Consider the following 15,788-nt stretch of genomic DNA (forward strand, 5'->3'; position numbering starts at 1 on the left):
CTCGGTCCGGTCGGCCGCCAGACCGGCCTGCACACCCGCACCGCGCAGTTGCTGGTTCCGCTCATGCGCGAGCGCAACCTGCGCCGGTTCGTCGGCATCAGCGGCGCCCGCTGACCGATCCTGGTCCGTCATGGCAGCGGCCCTGGTCATGACGGTCCGGATCGGACCGGGAACCGGCCCGGACTCACCGGGCGGGCGCACCGGCGGAGCACCGACCCTCTGCCGCCCGGCGGAAAGGCAAGAGCCCGAGGAGCGGCAGCCAGCCTGTCGACCGGCTCAGCGGCGGGTCTTGTACGGCTTTCTGGCATACATCGACAGATCGGCGCGGCCGGGCCCCTCATGCGGGACATCGCCGGGAGCGGCCAGAGCCGGCCCGACCGTGCCGCTTTGCTTGGGTTGCGCCCTCATGAGACTGAACATCGCAGGCTGGCGTACAGCTCGCGCCGAGGCGGTGCTACGGGCAGGAGGCCGTGCCGGGCAGGATCAGCCGGACCCGGGTGCCGCGGCCGGGACGGCTGTCGATCCGCACGTCACCGCCGTGCATCCGGGCGATCTTGCTGGCGAGGGACAGGCCGAGCCCGGTGCCGCTGATCGCGTGCTCCTCGGCGCCCGCGCCCCGGAAGAAGTCGTCGCCGACGCGCTCGATCTCCCCCTCCTTGATGCCGATACCGGTGTCGCGCACCTCGACCGCCGGGACCGGGTCGGCGTGCACGACGACCTCGATGCGGCCGCCCGGCGGGGTGAACTTGACGGCGTTGTCGAGCAGCTGCTCGATCGCGTACCGCGCCCGGCCAGCGTCGGCGCAGGTCATCACCGGAGCGGGCGCGTGCACGGTCATGGCCAGCTGCCCGGCGCGGACCCGTTCGACCAGCTGGGCGTGGCGGGCGTGGTGGTGCAGCTCGGCCAGGTGCGCCACACCGGCGGCCAGCGTGGGCAGGATCCGGCGCTGCTCGGGGAGGAGCCGGCGGGGGCGGTGGTCGGCCACGAACACGGCGCCCAGCGCGTGGCCGCCGCTGGTGACCACGGGGACGCCGGCGTAGAAGCGCAGGTACGGCTCGCCCTGGACGGCCGGGCCGCGGCGGAAGCGCGCATCGGCCAGGGCGTCGTGGACCTCCAGCACGCCGCAGCCGCGGATGGCGTAGGAGCAGAAGGACATCTGGCGGCGGCCGATGCCGGTCAGGTCGAGGCCGCAGCGTCCCTTGAAGTGCTGGTAGTCGGCGTCCATGAGGTTGACCACGCTGATCGGTGTGCGGCAGACGTAAGCGGCCACGCCCGCGATGGCACGGTAGTCCGCCTCCAGCACAGCGTCCAGGGCGTGCAGCCCGTGCAGCTCCTGGAGGCGGCCGGCCTCGTCGCTCGGCCACGGTGGAGAGGTCATCGCCCCTTGCCTTGCTTCCTCAAGGGCGTCCGGCCGGTGCCGCTGGTGGCGGGGCCGGGGACTCACCGTCCACGAGACGCAGGAGCGCGGTGTCGCGGTGCGGGCCTGGCCGAATCTCATCGCAGCCTGGCAGGACCACGGCCGGTCGGCCGGCCCGGGGCGCCAGTGCACGGCCAGCACGCGGGCAAGCCACACCGAGGCCACGATGATCACCTCGCCCCCGCTCGCCCACAGCCTGGCGTGCGTCCGGTGCAGCATGTGCACTCCGCCGGTGTCGCAAAACCCCACGGCGCAGGCGTCGATCAACAGGTGCCGCACGCCGGCGCCGGTGAGAGGGTGTAGCCCGGCGTCCAGCAGCGCGCTGGTGCGGGCATCGATGCCCCCGCTGATGCGGATCACGGTAGTGGCCGCGGCCGCATTCCGGTCGATCACCTCGACGGTCAAGGACATGCCCGGATTCCTACCCGTGGTTCGGGAGGCCACGCTGGAGTGCGAGCGGAGCGTACAGATGCGGCGGCCTCGATCCGGCCCGGCGGCTGCTGCGGCCGGGCGCCGGAACGGGCGCGCCTACGGGTCAGGGCGCAGTGGCCTTGCGCGGGCACATGCGGTGGCGACGCGCGTGATGGTGCTGGTCAGCGCGTTACCCTCGCAGAGGATGGCGGGCACTCCCGAGCCGATGCGGGTCTGGCGGTGGGCGCCATCGGCTCGGCCATGAGCTTGGCCAGGGTGCCGCGAATGACGGAGCGCGGCAGGGCCGGTCGGGCACCGCACGCCTGTTGTACGAGCCGGGCGTGGTGCACTGTCTTGGCCAGGTGATCCGTTCCTGCCCTGCGCTCGACGTCTGACCCGTCGGTGAAGTGGGCCCCCTTTGCCGCCGTCTTCGGACGGCACCCGACAGACGCCTGCGGGTCTTCGTCGCTCCGGCAGGGGGGAGGCGTCCGTGACCGATGCGGCGACGAGATGGTCAAGAACGAGCAGGACGAGCGCCACAAGAGTGCCTCGGTACCGCAGGCGACGGTGATCTGGGCAGGCGCGGGGAACGACCCGTACAAGCGGACCGGAGAGGCTTGAGGCTCCCAAGGCCGCGCGGTCCGGCGTCGTGCCGCCGGTGAGCGATCATGCCGAGCCGAAAGCAGGCATTACCGTGCCGGAGCCCGTTCCTGGGGCTGGGACGACTGCGGCATACGAGCTCGGGAGGAAAAAGATGCAGGTCACCGCGTGGGGATGGGCCCTGACGCTCATCGTGATCGTGGGCCTGCTCGCCCTCGACCTGATCATGGGCGTCGTCCGGCCGCACGCCGTCGGCTTCCGGGAGGCCACCGCGTGGTCGGTGTTCTACATCGCGGTGGCCGTCGTGTTCGGCTTCGTGCTGGCCGGGCAGTTCGGCTGGGGGTACGGGGCCGAGTACTTCGCTGGCTACATCGTCGAGAAGAGCCTGTCGGTCGACAACCTGTTCGTCTTCGTGATCATCATGTCGACGTTCGCGGTCCCCCGCGAGTACCAGCACAAGGTGCTGACCTTCGGCATCATCATGGCCCTGGTCCTGAGAGCCGTCTTCATCGCCGTGGGCGCGGCCCTGCTGTCGCTGTTCTCGTTCATGTTCCTGGTCTTCGGGCTGCTGCTGGTCTGGACGGCGGTGCAGCTGTACCGGCACCGCGATGAGGACCCCGACATCGAGGACAACGCGCTGGTGCGCGCGACGCGGCGGGTCCTTCCGGTCAGCGACGTCTACGTCGACGGTCGCCTGACAGCGCGCATCGAGGGGCGGAGGGTCGTCACCCCGCTGTTCGTGGTGCTCATCGCCGTCGGCGGCACCGACATCCTGTTCGCACTGGACTCGATCCCTGCCGTATTCGGTGTGACGGAGCAGGCCTACATCGTCTTCGTCGCCAACGCCTTCGCCCTGCTGGGGCTACGGGCTCTGTTCTTCCTGGTCACTGGGTTGCTGGACCGGCTGGTGTACCTGTCGACCGGGCTGGCGCTGATCCTGGCGTTCATCGGGGTGAAGCTGATCCTGCACTGGGGGCACGGCCTGGACACCCGGGTGCCGGAGATCCCCATCACGGTGTCGCTGACCGTCATCGTCGTGGTCCTCACCGTCACCACCGTGGCCAGCCTCGTCAAGTCGCGCCGCGACCCTGCCGCCCGGGCTCACCCCGGAGTCGTCATAGGTCACCCGGACCACGGCGAGCCCGGACCACAGCCTTCCATCACCGACCGCGAGGAGTGACGGCCACAAGACGGGCAAGGAGGCAGAGCCGAAAGGCGGCGCCACGGGCCGGGCCCTGACCGTGAACGCCTCACCGTGTCCGGGAACGGCGATGGGTTCGCACCCAGCGCAGACCGACCTCCGGAGAGCCGTCACCCTTCCCGCTTCGCGACCTGCTCGGCGGCCTTGCATCCGCGAGCAGATACGGCCGCGAGGGCATGGAGGATCCGCTGGCGCCGACGGCTCAGGCCTGACCGCCGATGACTCGGCGGATGCCGTTGTACTTCCCGTCGAGGATGCGCAGCATCATCTGGTAGCGCAGCGTGGTGTCCATATGGGTGAGGACCTGCTGGTCGAGGTTGACGTTGTTGCCGTTGATACGGGTGGGTTCCAGGGACCGCTCGACGGTGGGGCGCACCTGCGCGGGTGACTCCCTTTTCTCGATCGCGGCACGCAGTTCCTGCTCGAACTGCACCCGGCCGGCCAGGAAACCGGGTGTCTCAACGTTCGCGATGTTGTCCGCGACCACCCGCTGCCGCATGGCCAGCCCGTCCAGGGCGACATGGAGCATCTGTATCGTCGTGCCGTCGAACATCCGGCCTCCCTGGATCGTCACGGCCCACCTCCCGGGCACGGGAACCTGACCTCATCTGCCGCATCGGCGGCCAAGGGCGGAGGCTGAGCGGAACCGGGCAGGGCATCCGGGCGCGAGTGCCGCAGACGACAACTGGCTCACCCCGCCGTCCTTTTCCTGTTGGGAAGGGAGGCTATGCCTGCCCTGCCTTCCGCAGGCGATCCGTGATGGCCATGCTCTTCGGGTGTTTACGGGGTATTGGCCCGGGTGCTGATGCTCACGGGCCTGCGCCGGGCCTTCGAGGTGCGCGGCAGCGCCGAGGAGGCCGTGCGGGCGGCATCTGGCGGATAGCGTCGGCCGCCGTTCTGCGGTGTTCAGCCGTGTTGCTCCTTCTCGCCCGGCGCGGCGGGCAGGGTGAAGGTGAAACGGGAGCCGCCCCCGGGGTTGTCGCAGGCGGTGATGGTGCCGCCGTGGCGCTCCACGACCCGCTGGCAGATGGCCAGGCCCAGCCCGGTTCCGGTGTAGGTGCTGGCGGCGCGGTGGAACCCGGTGAAGATCGCCTCATGTTCGCCCGGCGGGATGCCGATGCCGCGGTCGGCGACCGTGATCCGCACCCAGCCACTGCCGGCCGGCTCGCCGGTGATGTCGACGCGGGCGGCCTGACCGGCCGGAGTGTATTTGATCGCGTTGCCGATCAGGTTGTCGAACAGCTGACGCAGCAGAGGAGGATTGCCGCGCACGGGCGGCAGCGCTCCGAGGTACACCTGCGGCACCGGCTCGGTCTCCTCGACCGCGGCCAGATGATCGTCGATGATCTGGCGCACCAGGCGGGTCACGTCGACGTCGAGGAGGGTCAGAGCGGCGTCGCGGGCGGTGGCGTAGGTGAGCAGGTCGTCGATCAGGCGGCTCATCTGGCCGCTGGCGGCCAGCACCCGCTTCAGATGGCTGAGGTCCTCCTCCTCGACCCGCTGGTCGGCGAGGTGCTCCAGAGCGAGTTCGGTGAAGCCGCGCATCACGCTGATCGGCCGCTTGAGGTCGTGGGCGACGATGCCGGCGAACACGTGCAGCTCGGCCTCGCGCCTGCGGGTCTCCTCATACAGCCGGGCGTTGTCGATCGCGACGCCCGCCGCGGTAGCCAGCGCGGTGACCACGGCCTCGTCTTCTTCCCCGAACTCACCACCGCCGCGTTTCTCGGTCAGGTAGAGGTTGCCGAACACCTCCTCGCGCACCCGGATCGGCACGCCCAGAAAACCGCGCATCGGCGGGTGCCCCTGGGGGAAGCCATAGGAGGCGGGATGCTCGGCCAGATCCGCCAGGCGCAGGGTCTGCGGCCGGCGCACCAGCAGGCCGAGCAGGCCCTCTCCGCGCGGCCAGTGGTCGACCGCCGCGATCTGCTCCTCGGTCATGCCCACGGGGATGAACCGCTTGAGCGTGCCGCCCTCGCCGATCACGCCGAGGGCTCCGTAGCGGGCGTCGGCCAGCCGGGTGGCCGTCTCGATGATGCGCTGCAGCATGGTTTCCAGGTCCAGATCGCTGCCGATCGAGATCACGGCCTCCAGCAGGGTGTGGATGCGCTCTTGGGCGGCCGCCAGCACCTGCAGGCGCTCCTGCAGCTCCGCGAGCAGGTCGTCGGTCCGCATCCGCGGCAGCAAAGGTTCGTCGTTCACATCCGGCCCTCCCCCATCCGCCTATACCCGCCCATTTACTGTCAACCGTTTCATCTGATTCAGGGTGATCGATAAGGGGGTGCCTGGTGTGGTCCTGCGGTCATGGACCGAGCCCGCGGTCGTCCTCCCCGGGCCGCGCCGCGGTCACCGGGATGCGCAGGGTGAAGGTCGAGCCCTCCCCGGGCGTGCTAGTGGCGGTGACGGTGCCGCCGTGGGCCTCGGCGATCGTCTTGACCAGCCACAGTCCCAGGCCGACGCCCTGGATGGCGTTGTCGTGGGCGTAGCGGGCGCGGTAGAAACGCTCGAAGACGCGCGGCAGCTCATCGGCGTCGATGCCGACACCGCGGTCGGTGACCGCGATCGCCACCCGGTCGCCGCCGGCCGCTGAGGCGTGCACGGTGATCGGCGTGTCGGCGGGCGAGAACTTGACCGCGTTCGACAGCAGCGCGCTGATCGCCCGCACCAGCAGGTCGCGGTCGGCGGTGACGGTCTCCACCCCGGACCCCACCCGGATCCCGACGCTGTGGCCGCTGCTTCGCGCCTGGGCGCTGGCGGTGCGCACCGCCTCCTCGATGACCGGGCGCACCGGCACCGGAGCCGCGTCCGCGGCCAGCTCGCCGGCCGCCAGGGTGCTGACCGCCAGCAGGTCCTCGACCAGGTTCTGCAGCCGGGCCGCGCTGCGCGTCATCGCCTCCAGCATGCGCCGGTGGGCAGGGCCGACGTCGGCGTCGTCGAGCAGCTCCAGGTAGCCGGTCAGGGTGGTCAGCGGGGTGCGCAGCTCGTGGGAGACGGTGGCGATGAAGGCGTCCTTGGCCGCGTCCAGCTCCTTCAGCCGCGCCACGGTGGCCTGCTCGGCCTCGTACGCCTGCCGCAGCGCCTGCTCGGCGCGGCGCCGGTCGGTGATGTCGTGCACGAACGCGTGAAAGGCCCACTGGTCGTTCTCACGGGTGGCCCACACCACGATCTCGATGGGGAACTCGCTGCCGTCGGCGCGGGCGCCGGCCAGCTCCAACCGGCGGCCCAGCACGTTCGACTGCCCCGTGGCCAGGAACCGGGCCCGGCCGCCCTCGTCGGCCCGGCGGTAGCGCTCGGGCACGATCGCCTCGTGCACCAGCCGGCCCAGCACCTGCTCGCGGGAGCGGCCGAACATGCGCTCCGCGGCGGCGTTCCACTCGGTGATGTGCCCGGCGGTGTCGGTGGAGATGAACCCCTCCACAGAGGTGTCGATGACCTGCCGCAGCCGCTCCCGGCCCGCCTGGGCGGTGTCGCGGATCTTGCGGCGGTCGGCCACCCGGCCCAGCTGGTAGCCGATGGCGGCCATCACCCGCAGCAGCGGCTCGTCCCGGCCGATCGCCTGCGCAGAGAAGAACTGCAGTACCGCCGTCACCCCGTCGACCGCGATGACGGGGAAGGCGAAGGCCGCCCGCACGCCCGGATCACGGCCCCGCAGCACGCTTGAGGCGAGCGGGTCGGCGGTCAGGTCGTGCGACCAGACCGGCTGGCCGGTGGCCACGACCTGGCCGATGACACCGGTTCCCGGAGTGAAGCGGGTGGTGGCGGCGATCTCGGCCAGCACCGGGAAGTCCTCGATCGGCCCGACCCAGACGCCGGCCGAGACGAAGGCCTCACCGTCGGCGGCCGGCACGGCCAGATGCCCCAGCGGCCAGCCGGTCACCTCGCACACCGCGCTCATGGCCACGCGTGATGCTTCCTCCAGGTTGTCGCTGGTGCCGGCGATGGCCGTGACGGTGTCCAGCAACGTGATCAGCTCCAGCTCCCGCTGCGTGCCCGTCACCGCGGCACCTCCTCGCCACCCGAGACCGGTACCCGTCTGGCCTGCCCGTTTCCCTCCGAGTCCACCCCAGGGTAATCGAGCGGTGACGGCCGGGTCCTGCGTGGTGGCTCAGATGCGGTGACGCGGGCGGGAGGAAACCGCGTGCGCCCCTGGTTCCGCTCACCCTCCCCTGTCTTCGCCATCTCAGACGATCAATGCCCGAATCATCCCTGAAAATGCGGGCATGGGGGGTTTGCTGGTGGCGAGTGATGTGGGGGTGTCATGGTCCGGCGGTGGTTCCTGCTCGGCGAGAGCCCGCTGCACGCCGCCCGGCAACTGGCGCTGCTGCTGGCCGTCGGCGCCCTGCTGACGGTGGTGAAGCTGCTGTCGGTCCCCGCCGCCCAGCAGGGCATCTACCTCGCTCTGGCCGCGCTGCAGGCGGCCGCGGCCGCAGCCGCCTGGTGTCCGATCTGGCGGCGACTGCCTCCGCAGGCGCCGCTGGTGCTGACGCTGCCCGCTTTCACGGTCCTGGCCACCTCCATCTGGGCGGCGGGCGGGGTCGCCGCCGCCGCCGCGCCGTTCTTCGTGCTGGTGTTCGTCTGGATCGGCCTGCACTTCCCGGCCCGGACCGTCCTGGCGGTGACACCGGTGGCGCTGGCCGCCTACCTGGGACCGATGCTCCTGGCCGGACGCGATCCCGCCGTGATCACCAGTGCGATCCTGTTCATCCCCACCCTGACCGCGGTGGCCGTGATGATCGCCCGCCAGGTCGACCACCACCGCCGCGACCGCGACGCCCTGCGCCGGGCCGAACGCTGGCGGGCGGCGCTGACCTCCACCCTCGCCCACGACGTACGCTCACCGCTGACCTCGGTGCGCTTCGTCCTGGAGACCCTGCACGACGAGGCAGAGGCCCTGCCGCCCGACCAGCGCCGCACGCTCATCGAGACCGCGCTGCGCCAGGCCGCCCGCATCCACCGCCTGGCCGCCGGACTGCTGGACGCCGACCGCATCGACGCCGAAGGCCGCCTGCGCCTGGAGACGACCTCGGTGCCTTTGCGCAGTGCGATCGACGACGCCCTGGCCTACCTGACCACCCCCATCACGGTGCACCTGGCCGGGGATGTGAAGGTCCGCGCCGATCCCGCCCGCCTGGAGCAGATCCTGATCAACCTGCTCACCAACGCCGTCCGCCACGGTGAACCCCCGATCACCGTCACCGTCCGCCCCGCACCCGGCGCGATGGTCGCCATCGACGTGCGCGACCACGGCCCCGGCGTGCCACCCGGCAGACGCCAGGCGCTGTTCTCCCGCTTCAGCGGCACCGACGCCGCCCCCGGATCCGTCGGCCTGGGACTGTGGATCGCCCGGGAGCTGGCCCGCGCCCACGGCGGCGACGTCACCTACCATCCCGCCGACCCCGGCACCCGCTTCACCGTGACCCTGCCCGCCGTCGACCCGGCGCCGCCGCCCGTGGACGAAGGCGCGCGTTCCTGATCAGGACAGGCCCGCTCCACCGCCGTACGCGGCCCGGTACGCGCCGGTGGTCCGGGGGGCGGATCCGGCTGCGGCGATGACGGATACCTGCGCCTGCGGCGGGTAGGGCTGTCATTCGACTGCCACACGCAGTCTCCCCGACCGGCCTCCCCGACCGGCGCGCCGCCGGCACCCTACCGCCCGCCGTCCTGCTCGGCGGACGGTGCTGCAGGCCCGCGCAAGGAGTGTCATGACCGCATCGTTCACCGTCCGCAAGCACCTGTCCGACGACGGGGTGGTCCGCCTGGCCGTCGGCGGCGAGGTGGACCTGTCCACCGGCCAGGCGCTCAGGCACCTCATCGTCAACGCCGCGCTGCAGCGTCCCACCAGGCTGATCGTCGATCTGGGGCAGGTCACGTTCATGGACTCCACCGGAGTGGACGCCCTCGTTACCGGCCGCGCGGTCGCGCTGGAGCACGGCGCCGCCTACCGGGTGACCAATCCCTGCTCCGTCGTCCGGCGCGCGCTGGAGGTCACCGACACGCTCGCGATGCTCACCGGTGACGGTCCTGCAGCCCTCCAGCTCCAGCGGGGGACGCGGTGAGCCGACGCCTTCGGCAGGGACCCTCTCGCTGTCCCATCCGTCCGACTTTCGGGAGGCGTTCGCCGATCACGACCTGAACCGGGGAAACGCCCTACCTCACCCCTGGCCGGAGCTGGCGGAGGCGCAACCGCCTGCCGAGGAAGGACTGGTCGGGCAGTCGGCCGGTGGGCACTCGCCGCGGCGGGGCCGCTGATGAACTCTCCCCGCAGAGCGGTTCCCGGCCGGGACGCGGTCTCGCAAGGTGGTGGAGCTCATGGAGGCGGGTGGCTGCGGGTACGGGCATCCCTCAGAGGTGGTCAGGGCGGCGACTCCCGTCATCGAGGAGACGCCGACATCCGGGACCTGATCGTCTTCCGGCTGTAGAAGGCCGGGTACACCGTGTACACGGCCGGCGTCCGCACCTGAACCGCCGCGCCGCTGCGGCCGGAAGAGCCGGACCGCGGTGACGCGGCACACCGGTGATCTCCTCAGGAGGCCGGGATCGCAGGGCGGTGCCGTTCGGTGGCGGCCGCTGAAGGCTGCCGCGCCGGGTCCGCCTCATGAAGCGCACTCGCGCAGGGACCTGCCAGACGCAGGACCTGTCGCAGCCACGCCTCGATCACCATCGGACCGGACGGCGGCGCGGATGTCGCATCATGCTGGGGCACAGCCCAACGATCGGGCACAGCGGTCCACGAGGAGGTGCGGGATGCGCATGTGAGCCGGTGTCCAGAGCAAATCTTTGCGGTGTTCCACCGCTGATGGCCGTCTCCCGGACCGCCTCCTGCGCGTCCGTCCCGCCCGGTGCCGATGGCCAGACGGACCGCCCCGTGAGGCAGGTGCTCGCGGACGGTGAACGGGGCGGTTACGGCGCTGCCCTGCCCGGGTCTGCGGCGCCGACCCGCCGGGTGGGCCGGTGCAGCTCACCTCGGACGTCCGGCGGCAATGGCGTCAGGGCGACTTGTCAGATCCCCCCGGGGGAGCGCCTACGGTAGGAGCTGAAGCGGCCGCCGTCCGCAGGAGATCCTGTCTGCGGGTGCAGTCTTCCGGCCGCTGGGATGGGGACGATCCCGCATGACCGTGCTCTCGGTCACCGTCACCGACCACCCGACCATCACCGTGATCACCCTGGACGGTGAACTCGACCTGCTGACCGTCGATCGGCTGCGCCGGGCGATCGACCAGGCGCTGGAGCGCGGCCGCGCCGACCTGGTCGTCGACGCCGCCCGCCTAGACTTCTGCGACTCACACGGCCTGCAGGCCCTCGTTGAGGGCCTGCACCGGGCCCGCGCCGCCGGCGGATCGCTGCGCCTGGCCTACCCACACGACCATCTCACGCAACTGCTGGAGCTGACCCGGCTGATCAGGCTGTTCCCCGGCGACACCGACCTGGAGATCATCATCGCCCGGCGCCGCCCGCGGCGGTTGTGCTTCCCGTGCCGCGACGGTCACGGGGCGGGCTGAACCGGTCGTCATCGGGACGCGCCCACCGACCGACCTCACCGCCCGCAGGGCCGCGGCCAGATCGGCGTGCACCTCGAAGCTGCGGCGCAGTCTGGCCGGCTCCAGCCGGTGCGCCAGCTATCCGTCGATGCCGGCCAGGAGCGACCGCACCCTTCGGCACGGCTGCGGCGTGCACCAGTTAGCCCAGCCCGGCCGGGTTCATCTCTCGTCACGATCGTCGGCTGTGTGCATGTGGTCGTCGGGGTGGTTGAGCAGCAGCCAGTACGCGCCGATGTTCTGGATGGCGCTGAAGAACTGCTCCATGTCGACGGGCTTGACGATGTAGCTGTTGGCGCCGAGCGCGTAGCAGGCCGCCAGGTCACGGTCCTCGGCCGAGGAGGTGAGCATGACGACCGGGATGTGCCGCAGCCGCTGATCGTTCTTGATCTGGCGCAGCACCTCGATGCCGTCGATGAGGGGCAGCTTGATGTCGAGCAGGATCACCCGCGGCAGGTCCTCGCTGTCGCGGTGGGCGAACACGCCCCGGGCGGACAGGTAGTCCAGTGCCTCGGCGCCGTCGCGGGCGACGTCGACCTGGTTGGCGAAGCGGCCACGCTCGAACGCCAGCTGGGCCAGCTCCAGGTCGTTGGGGTTGTCCTCGACCAGCAGCACCCGCGATGGGGACAGTCTCACGATCAGGTCTCCTGTGTGACGGCCGCCGGCGCTCCGGCGGCGGGAAGGGTGAAGAAGAAGGTGGCGCCCGCGCCCGGCGCGGCCTCGGCCCAGATGCGTCCGCCGTGGCGGTGGACCACCCGGGCGGCCAGGGCCAGTCCGATGCCGGTGCCCTCGTAGTCCTCGGCGCGGTGCAGGCGCTGGAAGACCTTGAACAGCTTGTCGGCGTAGCGCATGTCGAAGCCGGCGCCGTTGTCGCGGACGAAGTAGACGACCTGCCCGGACTCGTCGGGCCGGCTGCCGATCGCGATCTCGGCGCGGTCGCGGCCGCGGGTGTACTTGACGGCGTTGCCGAGCAGGTTGCCCAGTACGTGCCGGAGCAGCCGCCGGTCGCCTTCCGCGGCCGGCAGCGCTTCGACGCGCAGGTCGATGTCCCGGTCCGCGCGGGCGGGTTCGAGTTCCTCCCACACTTCGCCCGCCAGGGTGTCGAGGTCCACCGGTGCGCTGGTCATGGCCTGGCGCTGCAGCCGGGAGAACGCCAGCAGCCCGTCGATGAGCTGGCCCATGTGCTGCGCGCCCGAGCGGACCTTGCCCAGGTAGCGCCGTCCCGGCTCGTCCAGGGCGTCGGCGTAGTCCAGGTCCAGCACCTTGGCGAACCCGTCGATCGCGCGCAGCGGGGCGCGCAGGTCGTGCGAGACGCTGTAGGAGAACGCCTCCAGTTCGGCGTTGGCCTGCTGCAGCGCCTCGGTCTGGTCCTGCAGCTGCGCGGTGCGCTCGGCGACGTGCTGTTCCAGGTCGCTGTTGAGGCGGCTCAGCTCCTCGTTGAGGCGCTGCAGTTCTCTTTGGGCCTCGACGCGGTCGGTGATGTCGCGGATCGACGACGACACGATCAGCCCGTCCGCGGTCTCCAGGGTGCTCAGGCTGATCTCCACGGGGAACAGGGTGCCGTCCTTGCGCTGCCCGGACAGCGCCAGGCCGCTGCCCATGGGGCGGGCTACGGGAGCGGTCAGGTACCGGTCGCGGTGTGTGGTGTGCGCCGTGCGCGCGGCGGTGGGCATGAGGATCTCCACGGGCCGGCCGAGCAGTTCCCGGCGGGAGTAGCCGAACAGCTCCTCGACCTTGTTGTTGACCAGCACGATCCGTCCGTCCTGGGCGCAGCCCACGATCGCGTCCGGTGCCGCTTCCAGCAGGTCGCGGAACATGGTCTCGGCCGCGTGGCGGGCGGTGATGTCCTGGGTGACCTTGACGAAGCCGTGCGGTGTCCCGGTGTCGTCGGTCAGGGCGGTCATCACCCCGTGCGCCCAGAACCGGGTGCCGTCCCCGCGCAGGCGCTCTCCCTCGACCTCCACCCGGCCGTGCCGTACGGCCTCGGCCAGGATCCGCTCCGGTTCGCCGTCCGCCACGGCCTCGGGCGGGAAGAACGCCGCGTACGGCCGCCCGATGATCTCTGCCTCGGTGTAGCCCTTGATCCGCTCGGCGTTGGCGCTCCAGCTCGCGACGCGGCCGTCCGGGTCGAGCATCACGATGGCGTAGTCGTGGGCGCCCTCCAGCAGCAGACGCAGCTGCTCCTGCGAGGCGCGCAGCCGTTCCTCGGCGATCCTGCGGTCGGTGATGTCGTGGAAGACCGCCACCGCGCCCGCCAGTCCGGCCCGCGCATCCAGCGGGCGCGCCGACACGTTCAGCCGCACCCCTCCGGGGCGGGCGGCGTTGCGGACGACCAGTTCGACGTTGTCGCAGGCCCGTCCGGCGATCGCCTGCGCCATCGGCAGCTCCTCGGCGGGTAGAGGGCTCGCGCCGTCGGGACGGAACAGTCCGTAGTGGGACGGCCAGTTGGTGGTGCCGTCGACGTCGTCGACGCCGAGCATGTTCCTGGCTGCGGGGTTGTGCAGCAGGAACTCGCCCTTGTCGTTGACCACGGCCACGCCGTCGCTGATGCTGTCCATCACCGCGCCCAGCAGGCCGGCCTGGCGGCGGGATTCGGCCTCGGCCCGGCGCAGCTCGCCGGTGGCGGCCCGGACCCGGTTCTCGGCGCGCTGCCGGCCCGTGGCCAGCACCAGCACCAGCGTGGTGATCAATGCGGTGAGCAGGACGCCGGCGGCGGCGATGCCGTCGTCGAGGTGGGTCTCCCCGCCCGGCAGTACCTGGGAGGCGGCGCTGGTGCGCAGCGTCCAGTGCTGGCCCGCCACGGTGACGTCCGCCTGGCGCTGCAGGTCCACGCCGGCTGTCTGCGGCGTGTCGGCGGCCAGCTGCTGCCATCGGCCGTCGACGCGGGCCAGCAGCGTGCTGTTGACTATGCCCTGGCCCGCGGCGTGCATGGTGGTGCCGATGAAGTCCTGGCTGCGCATGCCGAGCAGCAGCCACCCGCGGAACTCTCCCCGCTGCGCGCCGGTCGCCGGTGCGTGGACCGGCGCGGCCAGCGCGAACGACAGTTGCCGCTGGTCGGCGGGCAGGTGGCGGTCGCTGAGCAGCTGGTAGGGGCTGGAGGAGGCGACCACGCCCTCGGCGCGTGCCCGCCGCATCGCCTCGGCGGCGGGCGCCGAGGCCGACACGTCGATGCCCGGCTGCGGCAGCGCCGTGGCGCTCAGCGGACGTTGCAGCACCGAGAACAGGTGCTCTCCCGTGCCGACCGGACGTAGCCGCACCTGCGAGGCGCCGCGGGCCCGCCAGTCGGCCTGCACCCGCGCGACCTGCGCGTCGGTCGCGGGGACCACGAACGCGATCCCGCTGGCGCCCGGCAGTCCCATCCGCGTCAGCGGAGCCGTCACCGTCGCGAAGGACTGCGGTGTCACTTCCTGCTGAGCCTGCAGACCGGCGGCCATGGCCTGCAGGGATTCGGTGTAGCGGCGGGTCTCGGCGATCACGGCCTGGCGCATCGACTCGGCGCGCCGGTCCATCACCTGGTCGGCGATCCGCTCCTCCGAGCGGTGCAGCACCGCGCCCGCGCCCAGTGAGACCACCGAGCCCAGCACGGCGACGAGACCGGCGACGACGCCGATGCGCCAGCGGTGCCGGCGCCCGCGCTCACGTGTCGTCTCCATGCCGCCATGCTGCCCGGCGGGCCGGATCGGATCGTGTGCAGCACGGGTGCCGTCCAGGTGCGCCTGCCCGGCATGATCCCGCCGCCGGCGCATCAGCGCCGAGCTCGCGCGAGCAACGACTCGACGCGCAGCGCGAGTTCACGCGGGCTGAACGGCTTGACGATGTAGTCGTCGGCTCCGGCGTTGAAGCCTTCCTCCACGTCGCTCTCCTGGCCGCGGGCGGTCAGCATGATGATGCCGATGGCGGCGGTGGACGCATCGGCGCGCAGTTTGCGGCAGATCTCCAGACCGGAGTGGCCGGGCAGCATGATGTCCAGTACGGCCACCGCCGGAGACGTGGACCGGGCGGCGGTCAGGCCTTGCGTGCCGTCCTCCGCCGCGATGACCTCGTGCCCAGACAACTCCAGGCGGAAGGCGACCAGATCCCTGATGTTGGTGTCGTCCTCGACGAGCAGGATCGTTGCCATCGGTGTTCTCCCTGTGGACAGTGATATGTCGCTGTCATCGGCGGCGGGCGGGCGGACTTCACGGAATCGGTGAGATCGGTGAGATCGGGGACTTTGGTCCCCGGCCGGTACGCCATTCGTCATCACGGAAAGTTTTGACTCAGATACCTGTTGTGACCATCCGATGCTGGGAGCGTGATGGTGATTCCCAGCCGAACGAGGGTCGGCATCCCGCGCACGGTCCCCGTCCCGGCCGCGGTGGTGCCGCCGGTACCGGATGCGGTCATACGGACCGCATCCGGCGAATCGGCGCCCGGGCCGGGCCGGATCCGATCCGCTGTCGATCCGGTGGTGCGGCCGCGGCGGCCCATGGCGCCGGCCTCTCCCGCCGGGACACCCGGGACCGGACACCGAGGGCAGGCATTCACCGATCACCTCGGCACCTTCACCGACGACGAACCCGGGGGCCGGTCATGTCCACTGCACTGAACGTCCTGTTCCTGGAGGACGACCCCGACGACGCCGAAC

At 71.4% G+C, this 15,788-nt stretch carries 11 protein-coding genes and 1 pseudogene; 4 read left to right on the plus strand and 8 right to left on the minus strand.

Annotation, left to right across the window (positions count from 1 at the left end; all coding sequences use genetic code 11):
- Window positions 1–454: 454 nt before the first annotated feature.
- On the minus strand, window positions 455–1,828 hold the full coding sequence (locus ACFOWE_RS30170; protein WP_377293837.1) for an ATP-binding protein: 1,374 nt from the start codon (window positions 1,826–1,828) through the stop codon (window positions 455–457).
- A gap of 754 nt (window positions 1,829–2,582) precedes the next feature.
- On the opposite strand from ACFOWE_RS30170, the gene ACFOWE_RS30175 reads away from it, so the two are divergent.
- Window positions 2,583–3,608 carry a TerC family protein gene (locus ACFOWE_RS30175; protein WP_377293839.1) on the plus strand — a complete coding sequence of 342 codons (1,026 nt, stop codon included), beginning with the start codon at window positions 2,583–2,585 and terminating at the stop codon, window positions 3,606–3,608.
- Between the two features lie 223 nt (window positions 3,609–3,831).
- On the opposite strand, the gene flgB is transcribed toward ACFOWE_RS30175, so the two are convergent.
- From flgB to ACFOWE_RS30190, 4 genes and pseudogenes are all read right to left on the minus strand, one after another.
- Complete coding sequence (gene flgB, locus ACFOWE_RS30180) at window positions 3,832–4,203, minus strand: flagellar basal body rod protein FlgB (protein ID WP_377293841.1); 372 nt, start codon at window positions 4,201–4,203, stop codon at window positions 3,832–3,834.
- Between the two features lie 332 nt (window positions 4,204–4,535).
- Entirely contained in the window at window positions 4,536–5,222 is a 687-nt protein-coding gene (locus ACFOWE_RS33930) for a sensor histidine kinase (protein ID WP_449301234.1), read from the minus strand.
- Between the two features lie 12 nt (window positions 5,223–5,234).
- Window positions 5,235–5,801, minus strand: a pseudogene (locus ACFOWE_RS33935) (GAF domain-containing protein); the annotation flags it as partial.
- A 127-nt stretch (window positions 5,802–5,928) separates the two neighbouring features.
- Window positions 5,929–7,623: an ATP-binding protein gene (locus tag ACFOWE_RS30190; RefSeq protein ID WP_377293845.1), complete on the minus strand. Its 1,695-nt coding sequence runs from the start codon at window positions 7,621–7,623 to the stop codon at window positions 5,929–5,931.
- A gap of 261 nt (window positions 7,624–7,884) precedes the next feature.
- Here ACFOWE_RS30190 and ACFOWE_RS30195 point away from each other — a divergent pair, with 261 nt between their 5' ends.
- The 3 genes from ACFOWE_RS30195 (at window position 7,885) to ACFOWE_RS30205 (ending at window position 11,125) form a co-directional block, all read left to right on the plus strand.
- The gene (locus ACFOWE_RS30195; RefSeq protein WP_377293847.1) at window positions 7,885–9,099 is read left to right on the plus strand and encodes a sensor histidine kinase; all 1,215 of its coding nucleotides are present in this window, start codon (window positions 7,885–7,887) and stop codon (window positions 9,097–9,099) included.
- Window positions 9,100–9,328: 229 nt separating this feature from the next.
- Window positions 9,329–9,682, plus strand: a complete 354-nt coding sequence (locus ACFOWE_RS30200) for an STAS domain-containing protein (RefSeq protein ID WP_377293849.1) — start codon at window positions 9,329–9,331, stop codon at window positions 9,680–9,682.
- A 1,053-nt stretch (window positions 9,683–10,735) separates the two neighbouring features.
- A complete protein-coding gene (locus ACFOWE_RS30205) occupies window positions 10,736–11,125 on the plus strand; it encodes an STAS domain-containing protein (protein WP_377293851.1) in 390 nt (129 codons plus the stop codon).
- 198 nt (window positions 11,126–11,323) lie between these two features.
- On the opposite strand, the gene ACFOWE_RS30210 is transcribed toward ACFOWE_RS30205, so the two are convergent.
- The 3 genes from ACFOWE_RS30210 to ACFOWE_RS30220 all read right to left on the minus strand — a co-directional run bounded on the left by ACFOWE_RS30210 (window position 11,324) and on the right by ACFOWE_RS30220 (window position 15,281).
- Complete coding sequence (locus tag ACFOWE_RS30210; protein ID WP_377293853.1) at window positions 11,324–11,797, minus strand: response regulator; 474 nt, start codon at window positions 11,795–11,797, stop codon at window positions 11,324–11,326.
- 2 nt (window positions 11,798–11,799) lie between these two features.
- Window positions 11,800–14,814 carry a PAS domain S-box protein gene (locus tag ACFOWE_RS30215; protein WP_377293855.1) on the minus strand — a complete coding sequence of 1,005 codons (3,015 nt, stop codon included), beginning with the start codon at window positions 14,812–14,814 and terminating at the stop codon, window positions 11,800–11,802.
- 92 nt (window positions 14,815–14,906) lie between these two features.
- A complete protein-coding gene (locus ACFOWE_RS30220) occupies window positions 14,907–15,281 on the minus strand; it encodes a response regulator transcription factor (RefSeq protein WP_377293857.1) in 375 nt (124 codons plus the stop codon).
- Window positions 15,282–15,788 lie beyond the last annotated feature (507 nt).

The sequence above is a fragment of the Planomonospora corallina genome (genome assembly GCF_042650625.1).
Classification (GTDB): Bacteria; Actinomycetota; Actinomycetes; order Streptosporangiales; family Streptosporangiaceae; genus Planomonospora_B; species Planomonospora_B corallina.